This is a genomic window from Mesorhizobium oxytropidicola, assembly GCF_056174625.1.
Genome location: NZ_CM149692.1, coordinates 2680335 through 2699349, shown reverse-complemented (window position 1 = coordinate 2699349; position 19015 = coordinate 2680335). Strand labels below are relative to the sequence as shown.

At 64.2% G+C, this 19015-nt stretch carries 16 protein-coding genes and 3 pseudogenes; 9 read left to right on the top strand and 10 right to left on the bottom strand.

All coding sequences use genetic code 11. The features are described 5' to 3' along the window. Positions 1-18: 18 nt before the first annotated feature. Entirely contained in the window at positions 19-387 is a 369-nt protein-coding gene (locus tag AC0V8S_RS13385) for an RcnB family protein (RefSeq protein ID WP_183462190.1), read from the bottom strand. A gap of 389 nt (positions 388-776) precedes the next feature. On the opposite strand from AC0V8S_RS13385, the gene AC0V8S_RS13380 reads away from it, so the two are divergent. Next, positions 777-2441 carry a Na/Pi cotransporter family protein gene (locus AC0V8S_RS13380; RefSeq protein WP_475437957.1) on the top strand — a complete coding sequence of 555 codons (1665 nt, stop codon included), beginning with the start codon at positions 777-779 and terminating at the stop codon, positions 2439-2441. Between the two features lie 272 nt (positions 2442-2713). Beyond that, positions 2714-3897, top strand: a pseudogene (locus AC0V8S_RS13375) (MFS transporter). 5 nt (positions 3898-3902) lie between these two features. On the opposite strand, the gene AC0V8S_RS13370 reads toward AC0V8S_RS13375, so the two are convergent. Then, on the bottom strand, positions 3903-4799 hold the full coding sequence (locus AC0V8S_RS13370; RefSeq protein WP_475437956.1) for a LysR family transcriptional regulator: 897 nt from the start codon (positions 4797-4799) through the stop codon (positions 3903-3905). 95 nt (positions 4800-4894) lie between these two features. On the opposite strand from AC0V8S_RS13370, the pseudogene AC0V8S_RS13365 reads away from it, so the two are divergent. After that, positions 4895-5717, top strand: a pseudogene (locus tag AC0V8S_RS13365) (SDR family oxidoreductase). A 30-nt stretch (positions 5718-5747) separates the two neighbouring features. Here the strand turns inward: AC0V8S_RS13365 and AC0V8S_RS13360 are convergent. After that, complete coding sequence (locus AC0V8S_RS13360) at positions 5748-7961, bottom strand: heavy metal translocating P-type ATPase (RefSeq protein WP_475437955.1); 2214 nt, start codon at positions 7959-7961, stop codon at positions 5748-5750. Positions 7962-8074: 113 nt separating this feature from the next. Between AC0V8S_RS13360 and AC0V8S_RS13355 the strand changes: the two genes are divergently transcribed. Then, a complete protein-coding gene (locus tag AC0V8S_RS13355) occupies positions 8075-8491 on the top strand; it encodes a MerR family transcriptional regulator (RefSeq protein ID WP_475437954.1) in 417 nt (138 codons plus the stop codon). A 67-nt stretch (positions 8492-8558) separates the two neighbouring features. On the opposite strand, the gene AC0V8S_RS13350 is transcribed toward AC0V8S_RS13355, so the two are convergent. The 3 genes from AC0V8S_RS13350 to AC0V8S_RS13340 form a co-directional block, all read right to left on the bottom strand. Then, on the bottom strand, positions 8559-9116 hold the full coding sequence (locus tag AC0V8S_RS13350) for a GNAT family N-acetyltransferase (RefSeq protein WP_475437953.1): 558 nt from the start codon (positions 9114-9116) through the stop codon (positions 8559-8561). 85 nt (positions 9117-9201) lie between these two features. After that, entirely contained in the window at positions 9202-9945 is a 744-nt protein-coding gene (locus tag AC0V8S_RS13345; protein WP_475437952.1) for an SDR family oxidoreductase, read from the bottom strand. Between the two features lie 175 nt (positions 9946-10120). After that, positions 10121-11029: an AraC family transcriptional regulator gene (locus tag AC0V8S_RS13340; RefSeq protein WP_183462202.1), complete on the bottom strand. Its 909-nt coding sequence runs from the start codon at positions 11027-11029 to the stop codon at positions 10121-10123. Positions 11030-11274: 245 nt separating this feature from the next. Here AC0V8S_RS13340 and AC0V8S_RS13335 point away from each other — a divergent pair, with 245 nt between their 5' ends. Next, on the top strand, positions 11275-12270 hold the full coding sequence (locus AC0V8S_RS13335) for a hypothetical protein (RefSeq protein ID WP_475437951.1): 996 nt from the start codon (positions 11275-11277) through the stop codon (positions 12268-12270). A 46-nt stretch (positions 12271-12316) separates the two neighbouring features. On the opposite strand, the gene AC0V8S_RS13330 is transcribed toward AC0V8S_RS13335, so the two are convergent. Then, the gene (locus tag AC0V8S_RS13330; protein ID WP_183462205.1) at positions 12317-13108 is read right to left on the bottom strand and encodes an alpha/beta fold hydrolase; all 792 of its coding nucleotides are present in this window, start codon (positions 13106-13108) and stop codon (positions 12317-12319) included. A 102-nt stretch (positions 13109-13210) separates the two neighbouring features. Between AC0V8S_RS13330 and AC0V8S_RS13325 the strand changes: the two genes are divergently transcribed. Then, positions 13211-14146, top strand: a complete 936-nt coding sequence (locus tag AC0V8S_RS13325) for a LysR family transcriptional regulator (protein WP_475437950.1) — start codon at positions 13211-13213, stop codon at positions 14144-14146. Positions 14147-14152: 6 nt separating this feature from the next. Here AC0V8S_RS13325 and AC0V8S_RS13320 read toward each other — a convergent pair whose 3' ends face one another. After that, positions 14153-14602, bottom strand: a complete 450-nt coding sequence (locus AC0V8S_RS13320; protein WP_183462207.1) for a GatB/YqeY domain-containing protein — start codon at positions 14600-14602, stop codon at positions 14153-14155. Positions 14603-14876: 274 nt separating this feature from the next. Between AC0V8S_RS13320 and carA the strand changes: the two are divergent. From carA to AC0V8S_RS13305, 3 genes and pseudogenes are all read left to right on the top strand, one after another. Continuing rightward, positions 14877-16083: pseudogene (carA, locus tag AC0V8S_RS13315) on the top strand (glutamine-hydrolyzing carbamoyl-phosphate synthase small subunit). Positions 16084-16152: 69 nt separating this feature from the next. Next, on the top strand, positions 16153-16404 hold the full coding sequence (locus tag AC0V8S_RS13310) for a type II toxin-antitoxin system RelE family toxin (protein WP_183462216.1): 252 nt from the start codon (positions 16153-16155) through the stop codon (positions 16402-16404). Between the two features lie 11 nt (positions 16405-16415). Further along, positions 16416-16799 carry a helix-turn-helix domain-containing protein gene (locus tag AC0V8S_RS13305; protein WP_183462218.1) on the top strand — a complete coding sequence of 128 codons (384 nt, stop codon included), beginning with the start codon at positions 16416-16418 and terminating at the stop codon, positions 16797-16799. 9 nt (positions 16800-16808) lie between these two features. On the opposite strand, the gene AC0V8S_RS13300 is transcribed toward AC0V8S_RS13305, so the two are convergent. Both AC0V8S_RS13300 and AC0V8S_RS13295 read right to left on the bottom strand, forming a co-directional pair. Next, a complete protein-coding gene (locus AC0V8S_RS13300; protein ID WP_183462220.1) occupies positions 16809-17729 on the bottom strand; it encodes an aldo/keto reductase in 921 nt (306 codons plus the stop codon). Beyond that, the gene (locus AC0V8S_RS13295; RefSeq protein WP_475437949.1) at positions 17726-18991 is read right to left on the bottom strand and encodes a TCR/Tet family MFS transporter; all 1266 of its coding nucleotides are present in this window, start codon (positions 18989-18991) and stop codon (positions 17726-17728) included. Before AC0V8S_RS13295 ends, AC0V8S_RS13300 begins: the two co-directional genes overlap by 4 nt. Positions 18992-19015: the final 24 nt, after the last annotated feature.

Genomic DNA, 19015 nt, shown 5'->3' with positions numbered 1-19015 from the left:
CAGTCCAGCTGCCGGAACTTACTGCGCGGCAAGCGCGCCGAAGATGACGCCCGACAGGATGCCGACCAGCACATAGTCGTTGCCGACGCGGATCCATTCCTGGCCGCGGCCGGGGCGATGTAGGCCGTAGCGGCCATAGTCGCGGATCGGCCGGTGCTGCCTCCAGCCCGAATACTTCTGGCCGTTGCGCCAGTGGTTGCGCTTCACGACGACCTTCTTCTTGAAGACGCGCTTCCTCACATCGTTGTGGTGGCCGGGCTTCTGCCAGTCGACCTTGGTGTAATTCGACTGCGGCGCGACCGGCGCGTTCATCGGCGCGGCCTGGCCGGTAAGCGACGTGGCGGCGAGCATCGCGACAGCGAGAGCAGAAAGAACAATGCGTTTCATGGGAAGTCTCCTTGGTTGTCGATGCCCCGAGGAATAGCGGCCAGGGGATGAACCGAAACTGAATGGGAGCATTACAATTACGTAATGAAATCTTCTACTTATTCCTGATATTTGAACATCATCGCAAAGTTGACAGCGAGCAGCGCGGCCGACGCGGCCGATCCGCCGTGATGCCACCGACCGGCGATGCAACCATTTGCGCATCCGTCCATTTTCCGACACGCCCTGTCGCGCACCAACAGCCCCTTGAAATCGACAAAATTTTATTATCCGGCTAAAATATTCCGGCTATTATCCACGGCTGCCATGACCATGATTCGTACCCTTGTTTTCTCTCCTGATCGCCACGATGTCCGCATCGTGGGCGCCGTTCGCATGCAGGCGCCTCAATGAGCGGTTCCGTCGTCCTTCTGCATCTGGCCGGCGCGGTCGCGCTGATGCTGTTTGCCACCCGAATGGTCAAGACCGGCGTCGAGCGCGCTTATGGCGACGTGCTGCGCCACAGGCTGCGCGCAACCATGCGCAATCCGATCATGGCGGTGCTGGCCGGCACAGGCCTCGCCATCGCCCTGCAAAGTTCGACCGCGGTGACGCTGCTGGTCGGCTCCTTCGCCGGTTCCGGCATCGTCTCGGGTGCCGCCGGCCAATTGGCCGTGCGCGGCGCCGAGATCGGCTCGGCGCTCGTGGTCGAGCTTTTGACCTTCGATCTCACGCTGCTGGTGCCGCTCTGCCTGATCACCGGCACGGTGATGTTCATGGCCACCGAGCGGCGCGACTGGCGCCAGACCGGCCGCATCCTGGTCGGCATCGGCCTGTTGATCCTGTCGCTGGAAATGATCGGCCAGGCATCCGAGCCGCTGCGCAACAGCCAGCTGATGCCGGTCATCATCAACTACTTCTCCAGCGATTCCATCACCGCCTATCTCTTGGCTGCGCTGATCACCTGGCTGTTCCAGTCGAGCATCGCGGCGGTGCTTTTGATGGCGACGCTGGCCGGCCGCGGCCTGATCAGCCCGGAACTCGGCGTCGTCCTCATCCTCGGCGTCAATCTCGGCTCCTCGATCATCGCGCCGATGCTGACGCGCTCGACCGGCCCCGCCGTGCGCGTCGTGCCGATCGGCAATCTGCTGATGCGCGGGCTGGGCTCGCTGGTCATGCTGATCCTGTTCATGATCGTCCGCCCGCATGTCGGCTTCCTCGGCGCGACGGCGGCGGACCAGATCGTCAACGCCCACATCCTGTTCAACGTCATCATCCTGCTTGCCGGCCTGCCGCTGGCCGGCTTCGTCTATCGCGCTTCGGAGAAGATCGTGGCGCTCGGCACCAAGCCGGCGCCGGCCGCCTCGCTCGACGTCATCGAGTTGTCGGCGCTCAACGAGAGCGCGCTCGATGTGCCGAGCCAGGCACTGGCCAACGCCACGCGCGAGGTGGTGCGGGTCTGCGAGACGGTCGAGATCATGCTGAAGCGCATCATCGAGCTCTATGAGAGCGCCGACGCCGACAAGATCAAGGCACTTGCCGCCCTCGACGACCGCGTTGACCGCAAGCACGCGGCGATAAAACTCTACCTCGCCAAGGTCACCAAGAACCCGCTGACCGAGGACGAGGCGCTGCGCTGCCAGGAACTGATCGGCGCCTGCGTCAAGCTCGAGCAGGTCGGCGACATCATCGTGCGCAACATGCTGGTGCATGTGAAGAAGAAGATTGAACACGGGCTGGAATTCACCGACGAGGGCTGGAGCGAATTGTCCGCCTTCCACGCCTCGGTGCTGGCCAATGCAAGACTTGCCTTCAACGTCCTGGTCTCGCGCGACCCCGAAACGGCCCGCCAACTGGTGCTGGAGAAGGACCAGTTGCGCGACCGCGAGAAGGAAACCAGCGCCAGCCATTTCGTGCGGCTGCGCGAAGGCACCGCCAAAAGCGTCGAAACCAGCTCGATCCACCTCGACACCATCCGCGACCTGAAGCAGATCAACTCGCTGCTGGCCTCGATGGCCTACCCGGTGCTGGAAGAGCGCGGCCTGCTAACCGGGTCGCGGCTGAAGGCGAGCTGAGGCAAGCGCCGCTTTTCCCTTCTCCCCCTGTGGCAGAAGGTGGCCTCGCGAAGCGAGGTCGGATGAGGGGTGTTCCAGCTTGGCAATGACGGCACTCCGTCACGCACCCCTCAACCGTCTCGGCGCTGCGCGCCGATCCACCTTCTCCCACAGGGGGAGAAGGAAGACCGCCCCCCACCCCCACTCAAGAAAACCTAAAGTCGCGACAAAATTTCTGGATTGCCTGTGCCGCCCATCCGTGGTTTGAGGCCGTTCCAGCCAAGGCTTTCCCCATGTCGCTTCCGCTTATCGCCCTGTTCATCGCCGCTTTTGCTTTCGGCACCACCGAATTCGTCATTGCCGGCGTTCTGCCGCAGGTAGCGGAGGGGCTTGGCGTCTCGGTTCCCTCGGCAGGCTATCTCGTCTCCGGCTATGCCTGCGGCATCGCCATTGGCGGCCCGCTGCTGGCGCTTGCGACCAAGTCGCTGCCGCGCAAAACCCTGCTGCTCGGCCTTGCCATCGCCTTCACCATCGGCCAGGCGGCCTGCGCACTGGCGCCAGACTTCACCTCGATGCTGCTGCTGCGCATTGCCGTGGCAGTCGCGCACGGCGCCTATTTCGGCGTCGCCATGGTGGTTGCCGTCGGCCTCGTTCCCGAGGACAAACGCGGCATGGCAGTGGCGGTCATCCTGTCAGGCCTCACCGTCTCCAACGTCATCGGCGTGCCGGCCGGCACCGCGATCGGCAACATCTGGGGCTGGCGCGCCACCTTCTGGGTGATGGGCGCGCTGGGCGTGGCGGCAACCCTTGCCATGGCAGCCCTTCTGCCGCGTACCGCTGGATATCAGGCCAAGCCCGCCGGCCTCGCCCGCGAGGTTCGCGTCCTGGCGCGCCAGCAGGTCTGGACGTCGCTGATCCTGATGCTGATGCTGATGCTCGGCCAGTTCTGCCTGTTCACCTACATCACGCCGACCCTGCTGGAGGTCACCGGGCTCGACGAGGACCTGGTGCCCTGGGTGCTGCTGCTCAACGGCGTCGGCGCCACCCTTGGCGTCTTCCTCGGCGGCAAGCTGTCGGACTGGAAGCTGATGCCCTCGCTGATCACCATGCTTGCCCTGCAGGCGGTGACGCTGGCGGTCATCTATGCCGTCAGCCCCTACCCGTGCCGATGGTTGTCGCGATCGTCATCTGGGGCGGCCTCAACTTCGCCATCGGCACGCCGATCCAGACCCGCATCCTGGCGTGGACCGCAGATGCCTCCAACCTCGCCTCCTCGCTGATCCCGTCCGGCTTCAATGTCGGCATCGCGCTCGCCGCGTCACTGGGCGCCGCCATGCTCAATGCCGGCTACGGCTACCGCAGCCTGCCGGTCGTCGGCGCTTTGGCGATGCTGGTCGCCGTGGTGGTCGCAGTCGTCTCCCAGGTCTGGGAAGGGCGCAGCAACGCCACGCCACCGCTGACGGCACCCGCCGAGTAGCAGCTTCATCCCTTCGTCTCCTTCAACACGTCGATGAAAGCGCGTAGCGCCGGCGGCACCAGCCGGTGGCCAGGATAATAGAGGAACAGGCCGGGAATGGACGGACACCAATCGTCCAGCACAGTGACGAGCGCTCCCCGTTCGAGATAAGGCTTGGCGGATTTGTCCGAGATGTATGCGATCCCCATACCGCCGGCGGCTGCCTCGGCCATCAACTCCATATTGTCGAGCGTCAAGGCGCCGGGAACATCGATGGCGATCTCCTGGCCATGTTTTTCGAACTCCCAACGGTAGGGCTTGCCGCTCGGCAGACGGAACCGGATGCAGGCTTGATCCCTGAGATCGTCCGGCACGTTCGGGACCGGGCGGCCGGCGAGATAGGCTGGCGACGCGACAGCAATGAAGCGTGTCGGCCCGCCGAAGCGCACCGCGACCATATCCTGCGGCACGGCCTCGCCCAGGCGGATGCCAGCATCAAAGCCTTCGGCGACGATATCGACCAGTCTTCCCTCGGTGACGAGATCGAGCAAAACCTGGGGGCAGCGCTGAAGAAAGGTCGGCACCACGGATCCAAGCAGCAACCGGGCACCGATTTCGCTGGTGTTGATCCGCAGCGTCCCTGACACAAGACCACGGAAGTCGTCGACCTCGGCCAGTGCCGCGTCGATATCCGACAAAAGCGGCCGCAGGCGCGTGACCAGCCGCTCGCCCGCCTCGGTGGGTGCCACGCTGCGCGTGGTGCGGTTGAGCAGGCGCACGCCCATGCCCCGCTCCAACGTCCTCATCATGTGGCTGAGCGTGGAAGGCGAAAGGCCGAGATCGTCGGCCGCCTTGCGGAAGCTGCGATGCGAGACAATCGCGGCGAGCGCTGTCAATTCGGGAAGTCCGGGCTTGCCATTCATGGGAAATCTTCATCAAGCTATATGAAATTGAACGGATAGTATCATGAGTTTGATGGCGTAGTCTTGGCCGAAGTCAGCAATGAAAGGACATTTCCATGACCAGGACATGGTTCATCACCGGCACCTCATCCGGCTTCGGACGGCTTTTGACGGAAAGGCTTCTGGCCCGTGGCGACTGTGTCGCCGCAACGGTGCGCAAACCGCAGGCGCTCGCCGATCTGAAGGCACTCCATGGCGATCGCCTCTGGATCGCTTCGCTTGAAATGACCGACAGCGATGCGATCCGGGCAACGGTCGACAAGGCCTTTGGCGAGCTGGGGCGCATCGATGTCATCGTCAGCAACGCGGGTTATGTTCGGCGCTGCCGAAGAACTGGACGACAGCCAGATCCGCGACCTGATCGATACCAATCTCATCGGCTCCATCCAGTTGATCCGGGCAGCACTGCCGAATCTGAGGAAACAGGGCGGCGGCCGCATCCTGCAAGTCTCCTCGGAGGGCGGACAGATGGCTTATCCCGGTTTCAGCCTCTATCATGCCACCAAATGGGGCATTGAAGGCTTTGTCGAATCCGTTCGGCAGGAGGTCGCGCCGTTCGGCATCGGCCTGACGCTCGTCGAGCCAGGCCCGACGCAGACGAATTTTGGCGCCAGCCTGGTCAGTTCCGGGCCGGCGGATGCCTATGCGAACACGCCGGTCGGCGACCTGCGCCGGGCTTTTTCCGAGGGTTCGTTCGACATCAAGGGAGATCCCGGCAAGATGGTCGAAGCGATGATCGCCTCGGTGGAGCAGGATCCCGCGCCACGACGATTGACCTTCGGCGCCGCCGCCTACGCCTCGATCCGCGGCGCGCTCCGGGGCAGGCTCGCGGAACTGGAGAACCAGAAAGACGCGGCACTCGCCATTATCCACCCCTGACGGCTGCCGCTGAACGGTGGCCTCCGACCCTTACCCGCGCCAGCGCAAGAGACGCATGGCGTTGGCAGTAACCAGCACGGTGGCGCCGGTGTCGGCCAGGATCGCCGGCCACAGGCCGGTGATGCCCAAAATGGTGGTGACCAGGAACACCGCCTTCAGCCCCAGCGCCACGGTGATGTTCTGGCCGATATTGGCCATCACCGCCCGCGACAGCCGCACCATGCGGGCAACGTCCATGACGCGGCCATGCAGGATCGCCGCATCGGCCGTCTCCAGCGCCACATCGGTGCCGCCGCCGATGGCGATGCCGATGTCGGCGGCGGCGAGCGCCGGCGCGTCGTTGATGCCGTCGCCGACCTTGGCCACCTTCAGCCCTTCGCGCTGCAATTCGCCGACGATGCGCTGCTTGTCCTGCGGCAGCAATTCCGCCCGCGCCTCGATGCCGAGCAAAGCGGCTATTGCCTCAGCCGTGCGGCGGTTGTCGCCGGTCAGCATCACCGTGCGGATGCCCTCGGCCTTGAGTGCCATGATGCCGGCCGCCGCATCCGGCCGCGGTTCGTCGCGCATGGCGATCAGCCCGGCCACCATGCCATCGGCGACCAGCACCGACACCGTCTTGCCCTGGCCGTTGAGGCTGTCGACGGCAAGACGCTGCGCTTGCGTCATGTCTGCGCGCTCGCCTGCCGCCGGGCCGGAGCCCAGGAAGACGGCCACGCCGCCGACGCTGCCCTCGACACCCTTGCCGGAGATCGCCTTTGCCGAGAGCGCCGGCGGCACCGGCGCCTTGTCGGCCTTGGCTCTGCCCAGGATCGCCACCGCCAACGGATGGCTGGAGCCCTGCTCGAGCGCGGCCGCCAGCGCCAGCACGCTGCGCTCATCGCGGCTGTAGGCGACGATGTCGGTAACGACAGGCTTGCCCGCTGTCAGCGTGCCGGTCTTGTCGAAGGCCACCGCCGTGATCCGGCGAAAGCCTTCGAGCACCGCACCGCCCTTCATCAGCAGGCCGCGCCGCGCGCCGGTCGCCAGCCCGGCGGCGATCGCCGCGGGCGTCGAGATGACCAGCGCGCAGGGGCAACCGATCAAAAGGATCGCCAGGCCCTTGTAGATCCATTCGTTCCAGTCACCGCCGGCGACGAGCGGCGGCAGCACGGCCACCAGCGCGCCGACCGCCAGAACGCCGGGCGTATAGGTGCGCGAAAAGCGATCGATGAAGCGCTCGGTCGGCGCCTTGGCCTCCTGCGCCTCCTCCACCAGGCGCACGACCCGGGCAATGGTGTTGTCGGAAGCGGCCGCCGTCACCCGCACCTTGAGCACGCCATCGCTGTTGATCGTGCCGGCGAAGACCGGTTCCGTGACACCCTTGCGCTTCGGCGTGCTTTCGCCGGTCACCGGCGCCTCGTCGATATCGCTCGAACCTTCGACAATCTCGCCATCGGCCGGGATGCGGTCGCCCGGCCGCACCACGATGACGTCGCCGACGCCAAGCTGTTCGGCGGGAACTTCAACCGTGCCGCCTCCCCGCTCGACCAGCGCCGTCTTCGGCACCAGACCGGCAAGGCCCTGGATGCTGGCCCGCGCACGGCCGGCGGCGACCCCTTCCAGCAGCTCGCCGATCAGGAACAGCACGACCACGGCTGCCGCTTCTTCCGTGGCGCCGATCATCACAGCACCGACAGCGGCGATGGTCATCAGCATCTCGATCGAGAACGGTGTGCCGGCCAAAGCCGCCATCAACGCGCGCCGCGCGATCGGCACCAGGCCAACCAGCAGCGCTGCCAGGAAGACCCAGCGCTCGGCCGACGGGAACAGGTGGCCCATGCCATGGGCGGCCAGAAGCGCTGCCGCACAAGCCAGCGTCAGCGCCGCGCGGCGGCTACGCCACCACGCCTGCCCCGGCTCGGCGTGGCTGTGGAGGTGGGATGACCCTGCGGCCTCTTCGGTGATTTGCTGGCCATGGTCATGGCCTTCGTGATCATGAGCGGCACGGTCATGCGCCTTGGCCGCTGGCCCACCGGTCCCGGCTCCCGCCTTGACGATGCCGTAGCCCAGCCGCGCCACCTGCCGCAGCACCTTGTCGTCATTGAGCGGCCGGCCATGGCTGACCGTCATGCTGGCGCCGGTCACTGAAACCGAGACGTCGGCGACGCCGTCGAGGCGGCGTACCGCCGTGTCGATCTTGGCCGCGCAGGAAGCGCAATCCATGCCGCCGATCTTGAACCGTGTCTGCTTGAGAGGAGCCGTCATCGCATCACCTGTCTGCTCGTTTACCCGCGCGGCGATGCCGCCGCACGGGCCTTGAACCCTGATGTCAGGCACTGTAATTGCTCTAGTCACTAGAGCTTCAAGAGGCAAAATGCATGTTTTCGATCGGTGATCTTTCCCGCCGCACCGGGGTCAAGGTGCCGACCATCCGCTACTACGAGCAGATGGGCCTGGTCGCCGCGCCCGAGCGATCGGAAGGCAACCAGCGTCGCTACTCCAGGCAGGAGCTGGAACGGCTGGCCTTCATCCGCCACGCCCGCGACCTCGGCTTTGCCGTCGAGGATATCCGCGCTCTGATCGAATTGAGCGGCCACCCTGAGCAGCCTTGCGGCCATGCCGACAAGATCGCCGAAGAACAGCTGATCTCCGTGCGCGAAAAGATCGCCCAGCTGAAGCGGCTGGAAACCGAACTGGAGCGCATCGCCTCCTGCTGCAACGGCAAGACGGTCGGCGACTGCTACGTCATCCGCGCGCTGTCCGATCATGCGCTGTGTGCCGACGAGCACGGGTAAGATGTCCCCTATTGTCGGAGCCGACGCTCGAAAATGAGGACAGGCTGCAGGCTGCCCAACCTCCAACCTACAGCTCGATCCGGAACCGTAAACTCTCGACCCCGCCATAGGCGGCGTCCTCGAAGAAGCGCTCGACGAGTTTGCCGCCATTGGCCAGGATTACCTTGTGCGAGGCCGGGTTGCCCGGCTTGGCGGTGATCTCGACATAGGGCAGGCCAACCGCCCTCGCCTCGTCGAGCATCAGCCGCAGGGCCTGCGTGGCGTAGCCGCGCCGCCGCTTCCACGGCACCACCGCATAGCCGATATGGCCAAGCACATGCGACGGCAGCGTCGCCGTGCCCTTCTGCCAGCGAAAGCCGATCGAGCCGGACGCCTCGCCATCCCAGATCCAGCGGCGGAAGCCCGGCAGGCGCGGCACTTGCGTGCCGTCGGGCAAGGTGATCGGGCCACCCCTGGCTTCGGGATCATCGAGGCTGGCCAGGAACGCCACCGGATCGTCCTCTATGGCCGCAAGCTGCTCGCGCGTCGCCTCCATGAGCCGAACATTGTCCGGCGACCAGCCACGCTCGAGCGCCGCCTTGTAGGACGGCAGATGTTCAAGCGCTGGTTTGACGATCTCGACCATGATCCATGCTCTCCAAGTAAGGCAGGGATAGCCTTCGCTGCCGGAGCGCTCAAGCCGTCTGGAAGCGGATCTCGCTCTGATCGCTTCAGCCCGCGTTTGCCAACGCGACCGCATCCGGGCCAGCCGGAAAGCGGAGTTGACCTGAAGTGTCGTGGACCGCGGCCCAGACGGCTTCGGCGACGTCGCTTTCCCTGGTGATCAGCGCGGGCTGGGCGAAGGCAGCGAAGATCGGTGCCGCGAAATCGGCGTAGGCTTCGGGGATCATGTCTTCGATGCGCACTGAAGTGTTTTGCGTAAACCGCGTTGTTGGCGCGTATCCGGGCTCGACCAGCTTGGCGCGGATACCGAAATAGCCGAGTTCGTGCGCGAGCGATCCGGTGAAACCCTCGATGGCCTGCTTGCTGGCGGTGTAGGCCGCCGCCAGGGGCATCGGTGCCAGCGTGGCGCTGGAGGTGACGTTGACGATCGCCCCGGACCGACGCGCGCGCATCTGCGGGATCACGGCCTGCACCATCGCCATCACGCCAAGCGTATTGGTCTCGAAGACCTTGCGGATGTGCGACATCGTAGTCGCTTCAAAGGCGCCGACCACGCCGATGCCTGCATTGTTGACCAGAACATCGATCGGACCGGCGGCTTTGACCACCGCCGCGATGCTGGCCTCGCTGGTGACGTCCAGGGGCAGGATCCGCAGGCGCTCCGAGCGCGGCAGTATGTCCTCTCGCGGTGTCCGCATGGTGGCAATGACATTCCACCCGTTGGCGAGGAAATGGCGGGCCGTCTCGAGGCCGTAGCCAGAAGAACAGCCAGTGATCAGGATCGTTTGCATGGTAAGCTCCGTTGGTTTCGATAAACCCTTCGTAGGCATGCCAACGCAGACGATCTATAATTGATAGTCCGATTTTTATTTCCAACTGTCCAAAAATCGCTTAGGGCGAGCGAGAGCAGGTGGACGGGGCTATCAGCGGAAGCGTTTGAAGAGGCCTCGCCGCGAGGGAACAGCCTCAGCCGGTTACGCCGACACCGCCGCCGCGGGCGAACCTTCCCGGCGAGCAGCCAAGCCGTTTCCTGAAGGCCGTGCTGAAGGCGCTGGCTGACTCGTAGCCGATCTCATCTGCTATTTTGTCCAAGGTTTTCGAGCCGCGGATGAGAGCATCCTTGGCCAGCGCCATGCGCCAGCGAGCCAGATACTCGATCGGGCCGCAACCCAGCACGTCCACAAAGCGAGCCGCGAACGCCGACCGCGAGAGCCCGGCAACCCTAGCGAGTTCCGCGACCGTCCAGCCCGCCCGGACATCCTCGTGCATTGCGCGCAGCACGCGCGCGAGCACCGGGTCCCGCATCCCGCTGAGCAGGCCAGCTGCGCCGTAGGCGATGCCATGCCATCGCAGCGCTTCCACGAGCAGAACCTCAAGCAATCTCTGCAAAACCATTTCCTTGCCCGGATCTTCGTTCTCGCACTCTTCCATGATGAGCTCGATAACCTTGCCAAGCCTGCCGGAACGCCCCTGCGATACCGGCACGTGAATGACGCTCGGAAGGAGCGCAACCAGGAGCGGGGCGTTGACCGGCTCGATCCGGAACGTACCGCCGAGCGCGACAAAGTCGGGCTCTCCATCTGGGTCACCGTGCCGGATGGCAATGTCCATCGGCGCCCTGAGCTCACAGTCGATGCCCGGATGGCTGCTGAGGGAGAATGGCGGTGTGGAAGGCAAGAGGAGGAAGTCGCCTTTCTCGAACTTGACCGGATCCTGGCCCTCGAACGCGATCCAGCACGTCCCCTCCACGATTATGGTGAAGCCGGGCGCATCATATGCGGCGTAACGGATACCCCATCGGCCACGACCCTTGATGGGCTTGGAAATCGCCGTGCTGGGTTGCAGAAGAACAATGACGTCACTGAGGGGATCCATTCAAGACGATCCATAATTATTTTGCTATTGATAGTTATAGATCGTCCTCCCAGCCTGTCCAGCTTGGCTTGGCCGCGCGCAACTGTGCTGGGTTGACCTGCAGTGCGGCTGGTTGATCGCAAAACGATCGTTACCAGGCGCGCTGAACAAGATGTGTCTCGCCGATGGGCGCGGGACATTTTATGATTGATTGCGGATATAACACCGCCAAAGATTCGCATGGCTTCGGCAGGAGAATTGAACCGGTGCGGTTGAGATCTGTCTCGTTGGGTGTCGTCGTCACCCTCAGCCTTCTCATCATCGTCATTGCCCTGACGGCGACGGTTCGATCCTTCGCCGCGCCCTCGGCTATCCCGGCCTGGCTGCAGGCGCATATCGGCGACAGTGATGGCCAGATCTCTCAAGTGGTGCTGGAGCGAGCGAGCGCGCTTTACCAGAAAAAGGTGGCGCAAGGCGCGGTCAGGAACCCCTGCTATTTCGCCATGGATGCGACACGTCCCGGCGATCTCGGCAATGGCGTGCTCGGGCGCCGGTACTACGTCGTCTGCGAAGCCAGCCAGTCGTTTCGCGCTATCGCATCGGGTCACGGGGCCGGCAAGAACCTGAAGGGCACGGTCGATTTTTCAAACGGCAGGCGGTGCTCCAAGAATTTCGGCAATGCCATGGATTCGGAACTGACGGCCGGTGGCGCCTACATGACCCGGGAGTCGAAAACGTCGTTCAAGGGTTTTTATCGCACCGGCGCCAAACAGGACGCGGCTTTCCTGCGCACCTTCATCCAGTTCGACGGCGAAGGCGAAGCCGCCAATGCCAGGCAGCGCGTGATCGGCGGCCACGCGGCGCAGGTGCTGCGGGCCATGTGCATGCGCAAAAGCCCCAACAGCTCCTATGCCGACCATGATGGTCTGGTGCCGTTCGGCAAGCTGGTGGACTATGCCGGCGGCCGCAGCAATGGCTGCACCAGCTGGTCGCCGGCGGATGCGCAGCAGATCATCGCCATGGTCAAGGACAACCCGACGACGCTCTACATCTACCCGGAATCGCGCGACATCGCCGCCGTTGCGCAGGCGGCGAAAGGCCATTCGCCATCCGGCGAGGCGCATTACTGGAACGCATCCTGCCTGAAGGAAATTGGCGCACCGAAATTCTGGCCGCAAAAAACCCTCGAGCCGATGATCGCCCAGTACAAGAAGGATCATCCCGCACCACCCGCGCAGCCGCTGCCGATGTGCAAGCCGTGAAGTCCGCTCCATAACAGGCTGCGAACCTCACTCACCCCGCGCCGGTTCAGTGCAGGAAATCGAGCACCGCCTCTATGAACTCTGCCGGATACTCGACGTTTGACAGGTGAACCGCGGGCAGGACAACCAGCTTCGCGCCGGGCACCGCTGCGGCGATCAGCTCGCTGTGGCTGGCCGCCGTCACCTTGTCGTGCTCGCCGGCGATCACCAGCGTCGGCCGGTTGATCAGCGCCACCGTGCGACGAAGATCGGCGTCGCGAACCGCGGCGAACAGGCCTGCCAGGCCTTGTCGGTCGATCGCCAGCAGCATAGTACGAAACTCCTCAATCACCGGTGCGTTGGCCGCCACCATCCGCGCGGGGAACCAGTTGTTGAGGAAGATTTCGGCGGTTTCCGACATGTCCGGCGCCTGCCGGACAACGGCAATCCGCTCGTCGAAATAGCTGGCCGGCCCGAGATGAGACGAGGTGTTGCTCAGGATCAGCCGGTCGACGCGTTCGGGCGCATGGATGCCGAGCCACTGCCCGACGAAGCCGCCGAGCGACAGGCCGAGGAAATGCACACGACCAAGGCCGAGCGCATCGAGCAACTCGATCACGTCGCGGCCAAGCCGGTCGAGCGAAGAGGCGCCGACTGGGACGCTTGACCCGCCATGGCCGCGAAAATCGTAGCGCAGAACGCGGAAATGCCTGGACAATTCGCCGACCTGCCCGTCCCACATGTGCAGCGTGGTGCCGATGGAGTTCGACAGCACCAGCACCGGCTTTGCGGCATCGCCGTCGAAGCGATAGCCGATGCGCGTGCCATCGCCGACAGTCACGAAATTCAGCTCACTCATGATGAAAATTCCTTCTGGAACGTTTGAATGAGGCGGAGCGTAGCCGCGACATGTTTTTGTTGATATTACAAAGATAGGACAAACTCTGTAGTCAAAGCTGACATGACCAACTTCACCTTGCACGATCTGCAATGTTTCGATGCGGTGATCCGCACCGGCGGTTTCCAGCCGGCAGCCGTCCTGCTGCATCGCTCGCACCCGGCGGTGTTCGCCGCCGTCGCCAAACTCGAACGGCAGCTCGATCTAGTTCTTCTGGATCGCAGCGGCTATCGCGTGCGCCCGACCGAGGCGGGGCTGTCGTTCCACCGCCGGGCGCAATCGCTGCTGCGCGAACTGGAGGGCCTGCGGGTGCACGCCGCCCAGCTCTCGATGGGTGAGGAAAGCGAGATCCATGTCGTGATCGGCGACCTCTGCCCGCGCCCGCAAGTGCTGGGCATGCTCGGGCGCTTCTTCGCCCAATGCCCGGGCACGCGCCTGCATCTGCACTTCGAGGCCGTCGGCGGTCCGTGGGAGCGCCTCTTCGACGACGAGGCCGATCTGATCCTGCACTGGATCGACAAGGGCGATGCGCGGGTGGAGTGGGTCGATCTCTGCAAGGTGCCGTTCATTCCCGTGGTGGCGCCTGGCTTTCTGCCGGAACGTATCAAAGAGCCGATCACGCCCGACCAGCTGCAGGCACTCACCCAATGCGTCATGCGCGACACCTCCCGCCATTCGCCACAACAAAGCTATTCGCTGATCGAAGGCGCGCCACAATGCCTGGTGGCCGACCAGGGCATGAAGAAGGAGATCATCCTGCAGGGCCTAGGCTGGGGCCATTTGCCCCGCTTCCTGATCGAGGAAGAGCTCCGCGACGGCCGCCTGAACTCCATTGCCGGCCGCCCCATGCCTGGCCGTATCGAAGAACTCGTGGTGGCGCGCCGCCGCGACCGGCCGCACGGGCCAGTGGCCAACCGGTTATGGGATCATGTCCAGCAGGAAGCGCCGGCCTTACGCCTCGCGCTCGAGCCGCAAGGCCAGACTTGGCGGTGCCCTTAACACCCCCTACTGCAGCAGCCCCTTGACGATGCCGCTCGCCTTGCTGAAATCCATCTGGCCGGCATATTTCTGCTTCAGCGCGGCGATCACCTTGCCCATGTCCTTCTGGCTGGCCGCACCGGTTTCGGCAATCGCCTCGCGTGCCGCCGCCGCGATCGCCGCATCGTCGAGCTGCGTCGGCAGGAAGCCGCGGATGATCTCCATCTCGCCGCGTTCCTGAGCGGCCAGTTCCGGGCGCTTGCCGTCTTCGAAGGCCTTGGCCGATTCCTCGCGCTGCTTCACCATCTTGGCCAGGATCTGCAGGATCTCCTCGTCGCTGGCGGGGTCCTTGCCGGAACCGCGATTGGCGATGTCGCGGTCATGGATGGCGGCCTGGATCAGCCGCAATGTCGGCAGCCGGTGCTTGTCCTGCGCCTTCATCGCGCTCTTCAGGGATTCGGCGATTTTTCCGCGCATTGTGCTTCTCTCCTTCGAACGGCGCGGACCATAACCTTGCCGGGAGCACAAGGCAAATCCCGGATGGGGCGGCAAGCCACTGATATTGTTCGACGAAATAAATCGATCCCGGTCCCTGGCTGTATCATTGACCGTTCTGGCACCTTCCCCTATGTACTCGGCCTTGCATAAGACAATGAATTGACGCGCTGGGGCTCGAGAAATCGGCGCGGCGTCGTTTGCTGCGCGGATGGCCCGCCGGGCCCATGGAACGCAGCCTGATAGGAGTGCCGCCATGGCCGAGATGACGCCCGCCTGGGCAACCGAAAAGCCGACCGCCCTGCTGGTGCTGGCCGACGGCACCGTCATCGAGGGCCGCGGCCTCGGCGCCACCGGTTCCGCCGTCGCCGAAGTCTGCTTCAACACGGCGCTCACCGGCTACCAGGAAATCCTCACCGACCCGTCCTATGCCGGCCAGATCGTCACCTTCACCTTCCCGCATATCGGCAACATCGGCACCAATGGCGAGGACATCGAGGACCTCAACCCGGCCGCCCGCGCCGGCGCCGTCGGCGCCGTGTTCAAGGCCGATGTCACCAACCCGTCCAACTACCGCGCCGCGGGTGGCCTCGACCAGTGGCTGAAGAAGCGCGGCATCGTCGCACTGTCGGGCATCGACACCCGTGCGCTCACCGCGCTGATCCGCGAAAAGGGCATGCCCAACGCCGTCATCGCGCATGCGCCCGACGGCGTCTTCGACCTCGACGATCTGAAGCAGCGCGCCGCCGCCTGGTCGGGCCTCATCGGGCTCGATCTCGCCAAGGAGGTCACCTCGGGCCAGTCCTCGGTCTGGCGCGAGACGCCGTGGGTGTGGAACGAAGGCTTTGGCGAACAGGCTGAGCCCTCGCTGCATGTCGTCGCCATCGACTACGGCGTCAAGCGCAACATCTTGCGCCTGCTTGCCGGCCTCGGCGCCAAGGTCACCGTGGTTCCGGCCAGCACCGGCTCGGAAGAAATCCTTGCCATGCAGCCGGACGGCATCTTCCTGTCCAACGGCCCCGGCGACCCGGAAGCCACCGGCGGCTATGCCGTGCCGGTCATCCAGGATTTGCTCAAGACCGACATCCCGGTCTTCGGCATCTGCCTCGGCCACCAGATGCTGGCGCTTGCGCTCGGCGGCAGGACCGCCAAGATGCACCAGGGTCATCACGGTGCCAACCATCCGGTCAAGGACCACACCACCGGCAAGGTCGAGATCGTCTCGATGAACCACGGCTTTGCCGTCGATGCCGAACTCGCTGCCCGAGGGCGTCGAGGAAACCCATGTCTCGCTGTTCGACGGTTCGAACTGCGGCATCGCGCTCACCGGCCGTCCGGTGTTCTCGGTCCAGCATCACCCCGAAGCCTCGCCCGGCCCGCAGGATTCGCACTATCTGTTCCGCCGCTTCGTCAACCTGATCCGCGAAAAGCGCGGCGAGGAATTGCTGGCCGAACGGGCCTGATCCTGCAAGATTGGCGATTTGCGATAATATCGCTTAACTCGTAGCGATAAATCTGCGATATTGCTCTTCGTGAAGACGATCATCCTTTCGGTATCGGCGGCTCGCGATCTCGACAACCTGCCCGCCGATATTCGCGAGCAGGTCTCCGAAGGTTTGATCGCTTACGCCGTCACCGGCCGTGGAGATGTAAAGCGTCTTTCCGGCAGGGACGGCTACAGGCTGCGGATCGGCCGCTACCGCGTCATATTCGATGAAGATCGCGCCACCATCCTTGCGATCTACATCGGCAAGCGTGAGACGACGACTTACAGTCGGCCATAGGACAGGACATCATGAACGCCCCGCAAATCATAAAGACCTCAACCGGCGAAGAACTGGTCGTCATCCCGAAGGCTGATTACGAGGCATTGCTGCATGCCGCCGAAGAAGCCCTCAAAGACGCCGCGGATGTAGCGATCTACGACGAACGGAAGGCTGAACTCGAAACCGAGAAGGCCCTGCCCGGTGACGTAACCATGGATATTTTGCGGGGTTCCAGCCGCCTAAAGGCGCTTCGCAACTGGCGCAAACTGACACAAGCAGAATTGGCCAGTGCGATCGGTGTCAGCCAGGGCTTCCTGTCGGACCTCGAATCCAATCGCCGCAAGCCATCGGCACAGACCAGCGCGATGCTGGCAAAGACGTTGGATGTCCCTGCCGAGTGGATTGAATCCTAATCCCTGAACTTACGCCACCGGCCGGCCTTCGCTCGCCTCCAGTATGGCGAACCATTGCTGGCGATCGAGCACGATGTCGAGCGCCTTGACCATGGCCGCCAGCCGTTCCGGCCTCATCGAACCCAGCACTGGCACCAGCCGGGCCGGATGCCGCAGCAGCCAGGCGATGGCAACGGCGGCGAGATCGCCGGCGCCGACTTCGGCGGCCACCGCCGCGAGCGCTGCCCGCACCCGAGCTTCTCGGGCTTCCTTGCCGGTGAACAGCGAGCCGCCGCCGAGCGGCGACCAGATCATCGGCGCGTAGCCCAGACGCTGCGCATGGTCGAGGCTGCCGTCGGTCAACGCGGACGTCTTCAGCACCGACATCTCGATCTGGTTGGTGGCGAGCGCGAACGGCAGCCGCGAGGCCAGGAGATCGAACTGCGACGGCGTGAAATTGGAAACGCCGACCGCCCTCACCTTGCCCGCCTTGACCAGTCCGGCCAATGCCGCCGCCGTCTCGTCGGCATCCATCAGCGGGTCCGGCCGGTGCAGCAGCAACAGGTCGAGATAATCGGTGCCGAGATTGCCAAGCGAGCGGTCGACCGAGGCATTTATGTGGGCGGCGCTGGTGTCATAGTGCTTCAGCCGGTTTTGCGGCCGGTTGGCCGAGGCCAGCATGATGTCGCATTTCGAGATCAGCTCGATCTCCTCGCGCTTGCCTTTCCAGCGCGACAGCCCGGCGCCGAACGCCGCTTCCACCTCGTAATTCCCATAGATGTCGGCATGGTCGAAACTGGTCAGGCCGAGGTCGACGGCGGTGGCGATCAGCCGGGCGACTTGATCGGCATCCGGGCGGGCGTCACCGTCGAGCAGGCGCCATGCACCGAAGACCAGCCGCGACAGCGACACCCCTTCCTTGGTCAATGCGATGCGGCTGTCATGGCTCATGCCTGCGCTCCATCTTCGGCGACATCGGTGGTGACATTTGTGACCGTTGCCGGCCTCGCCACCTTGGTGACGAAGACGATAACCGCCAGCAGCAGGAAACACGCACCGACCAGATAGGGCGCCCCGCCGAAGGTCACGGGCGCGCTTGGTCCGGTGAACCAGGAGAAGATCGCGGTGTAGAGCAGCGGCGTGATGATCGAGGTGATCGAGAAGATCGAGGTCATCGCGCCCTGCAGTTCGCCTTGTGCCGAAGGTGGGACCTTGGCGGCGGCGAGGCTTCTGAGCGGCGGATCGGCCAGCGCTTCCAGGCAGCCGACGACGATCACCGCATAGATCATCCAGCCCTGCGAGGCGAAGGCATAGCCGAACGCGCTCGCCGCCGTGAACGTCAGGCCGATCACCGCGGTTCTCCATTCGCCGAGCCTGGGGATCACGCGCGGCAACACCGTGCCCATGACGATCGCGCCGCACAGGCCGAAGGCCCCCAGCGAAAAACCGATCTGCTGCTCGCTCCAGCCATAGCGGTAGTTGGAGACGAACGACCACACCGCCGGATACATCATGTGGCCGAGCGTCATCAGGAAGAAGACCAGCCCGATCCAGCCGATGCCCTGATACTGGCGCATCTGCAGCAGAGTGCCGACCGGATTGGCGCGCTTCCACTCGAAGCGGCGGCGATGCTTTTCATCCAGCGTTTCGGGCAGGAAGAACATCGCGATCAGGAAGTTCACAAAGGCGAGGCCAGCGGCGAAAAAGAACGGCACGCGCGGTCCGAACGTGCCGAGCAATCCGCCCAGCACCGGCCCGATCACGAAGCCGACACCAAAGGCAATGCCGAGCAGGCCGAAATTCTTCGCCCGGTTCTCATCATTCGAGATGTCGGCGATGAAGGCCGACGTCGTCGAATAGCTGGCGCCCGAAATGCCGGCCAGCACACGGCCGATGAACAGCATCGGATAGGACCAGGCGATGGCGCAGATCAGATTGTCGATGGAGAAGGTCAGCACCGAGGCAAGCAGGATCGGCCGCCGGCCGAACCGGTCGCTCAAGCCGCCCATGATCGGCGCGAAGAAGAACTGCATGGCCGCATAGACGAAGAACAGCCAGCCGCCTTCGATCGCCGCTTCACTAATGCCGACGCCGGTCAATTCCCTGAGAAAAGCCGGCAGCACCGGCATGATCATGCCGAAGCCGATAATGTCGAGCAGCAGCGTGGTGAAAACGAGCGCGAGGCCCCGCCTGGCGGTTTTGGGGTCGATCATGACGGGTCAAGCTCCTCCGGCCGC

Excerpts from the sequence above, each read along its gene's own strand:
- AC0V8S_RS13295 (WP_475437949.1), bottom strand. The coding sequence starts at position 18,991 with ATGATCGACCCCAAAACCGCCAGGCGGGGCCTCGCGCTCGTTTTCACC.
- AC0V8S_RS13370 (WP_475437956.1), bottom strand. The coding sequence starts at position 4,799 with ATGAATGGCAAGCCCGGACTTCCCGAATTGACAGCGCTCGCCGCGATT.
- AC0V8S_RS13350 (WP_475437953.1), bottom strand. The coding sequence starts at position 9,116 with ATGGTCGAGATCGTCAAACCAGCGCTTGAACATCTGCCGTCCTACAAG.
- AC0V8S_RS13300 (WP_183462220.1), bottom strand. The coding sequence starts at position 17,729 with ATGAGCCATGACAGCCGCATCGCATTGACCAAGGAAGGGGTGTCGCTG.
- AC0V8S_RS13345 (WP_475437952.1), bottom strand. The coding sequence starts at position 9,945 with ATGCAAACGATCCTGATCACTGGCTGTTCTTCTGGCTACGGCCTCGAG.
- AC0V8S_RS13325 (WP_475437950.1), top strand. The coding sequence starts at position 13,211 with ATGACCAACTTCACCTTGCACGATCTGCAATGTTTCGATGCGGTGATC.
- AC0V8S_RS13385 (WP_183462190.1), bottom strand. The coding sequence starts at position 387 with ATGAAACGCATTGTTCTTTCTGCTCTCGCTGTCGCGATGCTCGCCGCC.
- AC0V8S_RS13330 (WP_183462205.1), bottom strand. The coding sequence starts at position 13,108 with ATGAGTGAGCTGAATTTCGTGACTGTCGGCGATGGCACGCGCATCGGC.
- AC0V8S_RS13305 (WP_183462218.1), top strand. The coding sequence starts at position 16,416 with ATGAACGCCCCGCAAATCATAAAGACCTCAACCGGCGAAGAACTGGTC.
- AC0V8S_RS13380 (WP_475437957.1), top strand. The coding sequence starts at position 777 with ATGAGCGGTTCCGTCGTCCTTCTGCATCTGGCCGGCGCGGTCGCGCTG.
- AC0V8S_RS13360 (WP_475437955.1), bottom strand. The coding sequence starts at position 7,961 with ATGACGGCTCCTCTCAAGCAGACACGGTTCAAGATCGGCGGCATGGAT.
- AC0V8S_RS13320 (WP_183462207.1), bottom strand. The coding sequence starts at position 14,602 with ATGCGCGGAAAAATCGCCGAATCCCTGAAGAGCGCGATGAAGGCGCAG.
- AC0V8S_RS13340 (WP_183462202.1), bottom strand. The coding sequence starts at position 11,029 with ATGGATCCCCTCAGTGACGTCATTGTTCTTCTGCAACCCAGCACGGCG.
- AC0V8S_RS13355 (WP_475437954.1), top strand. The coding sequence starts at position 8,075 with ATGTTTTCGATCGGTGATCTTTCCCGCCGCACCGGGGTCAAGGTGCCG.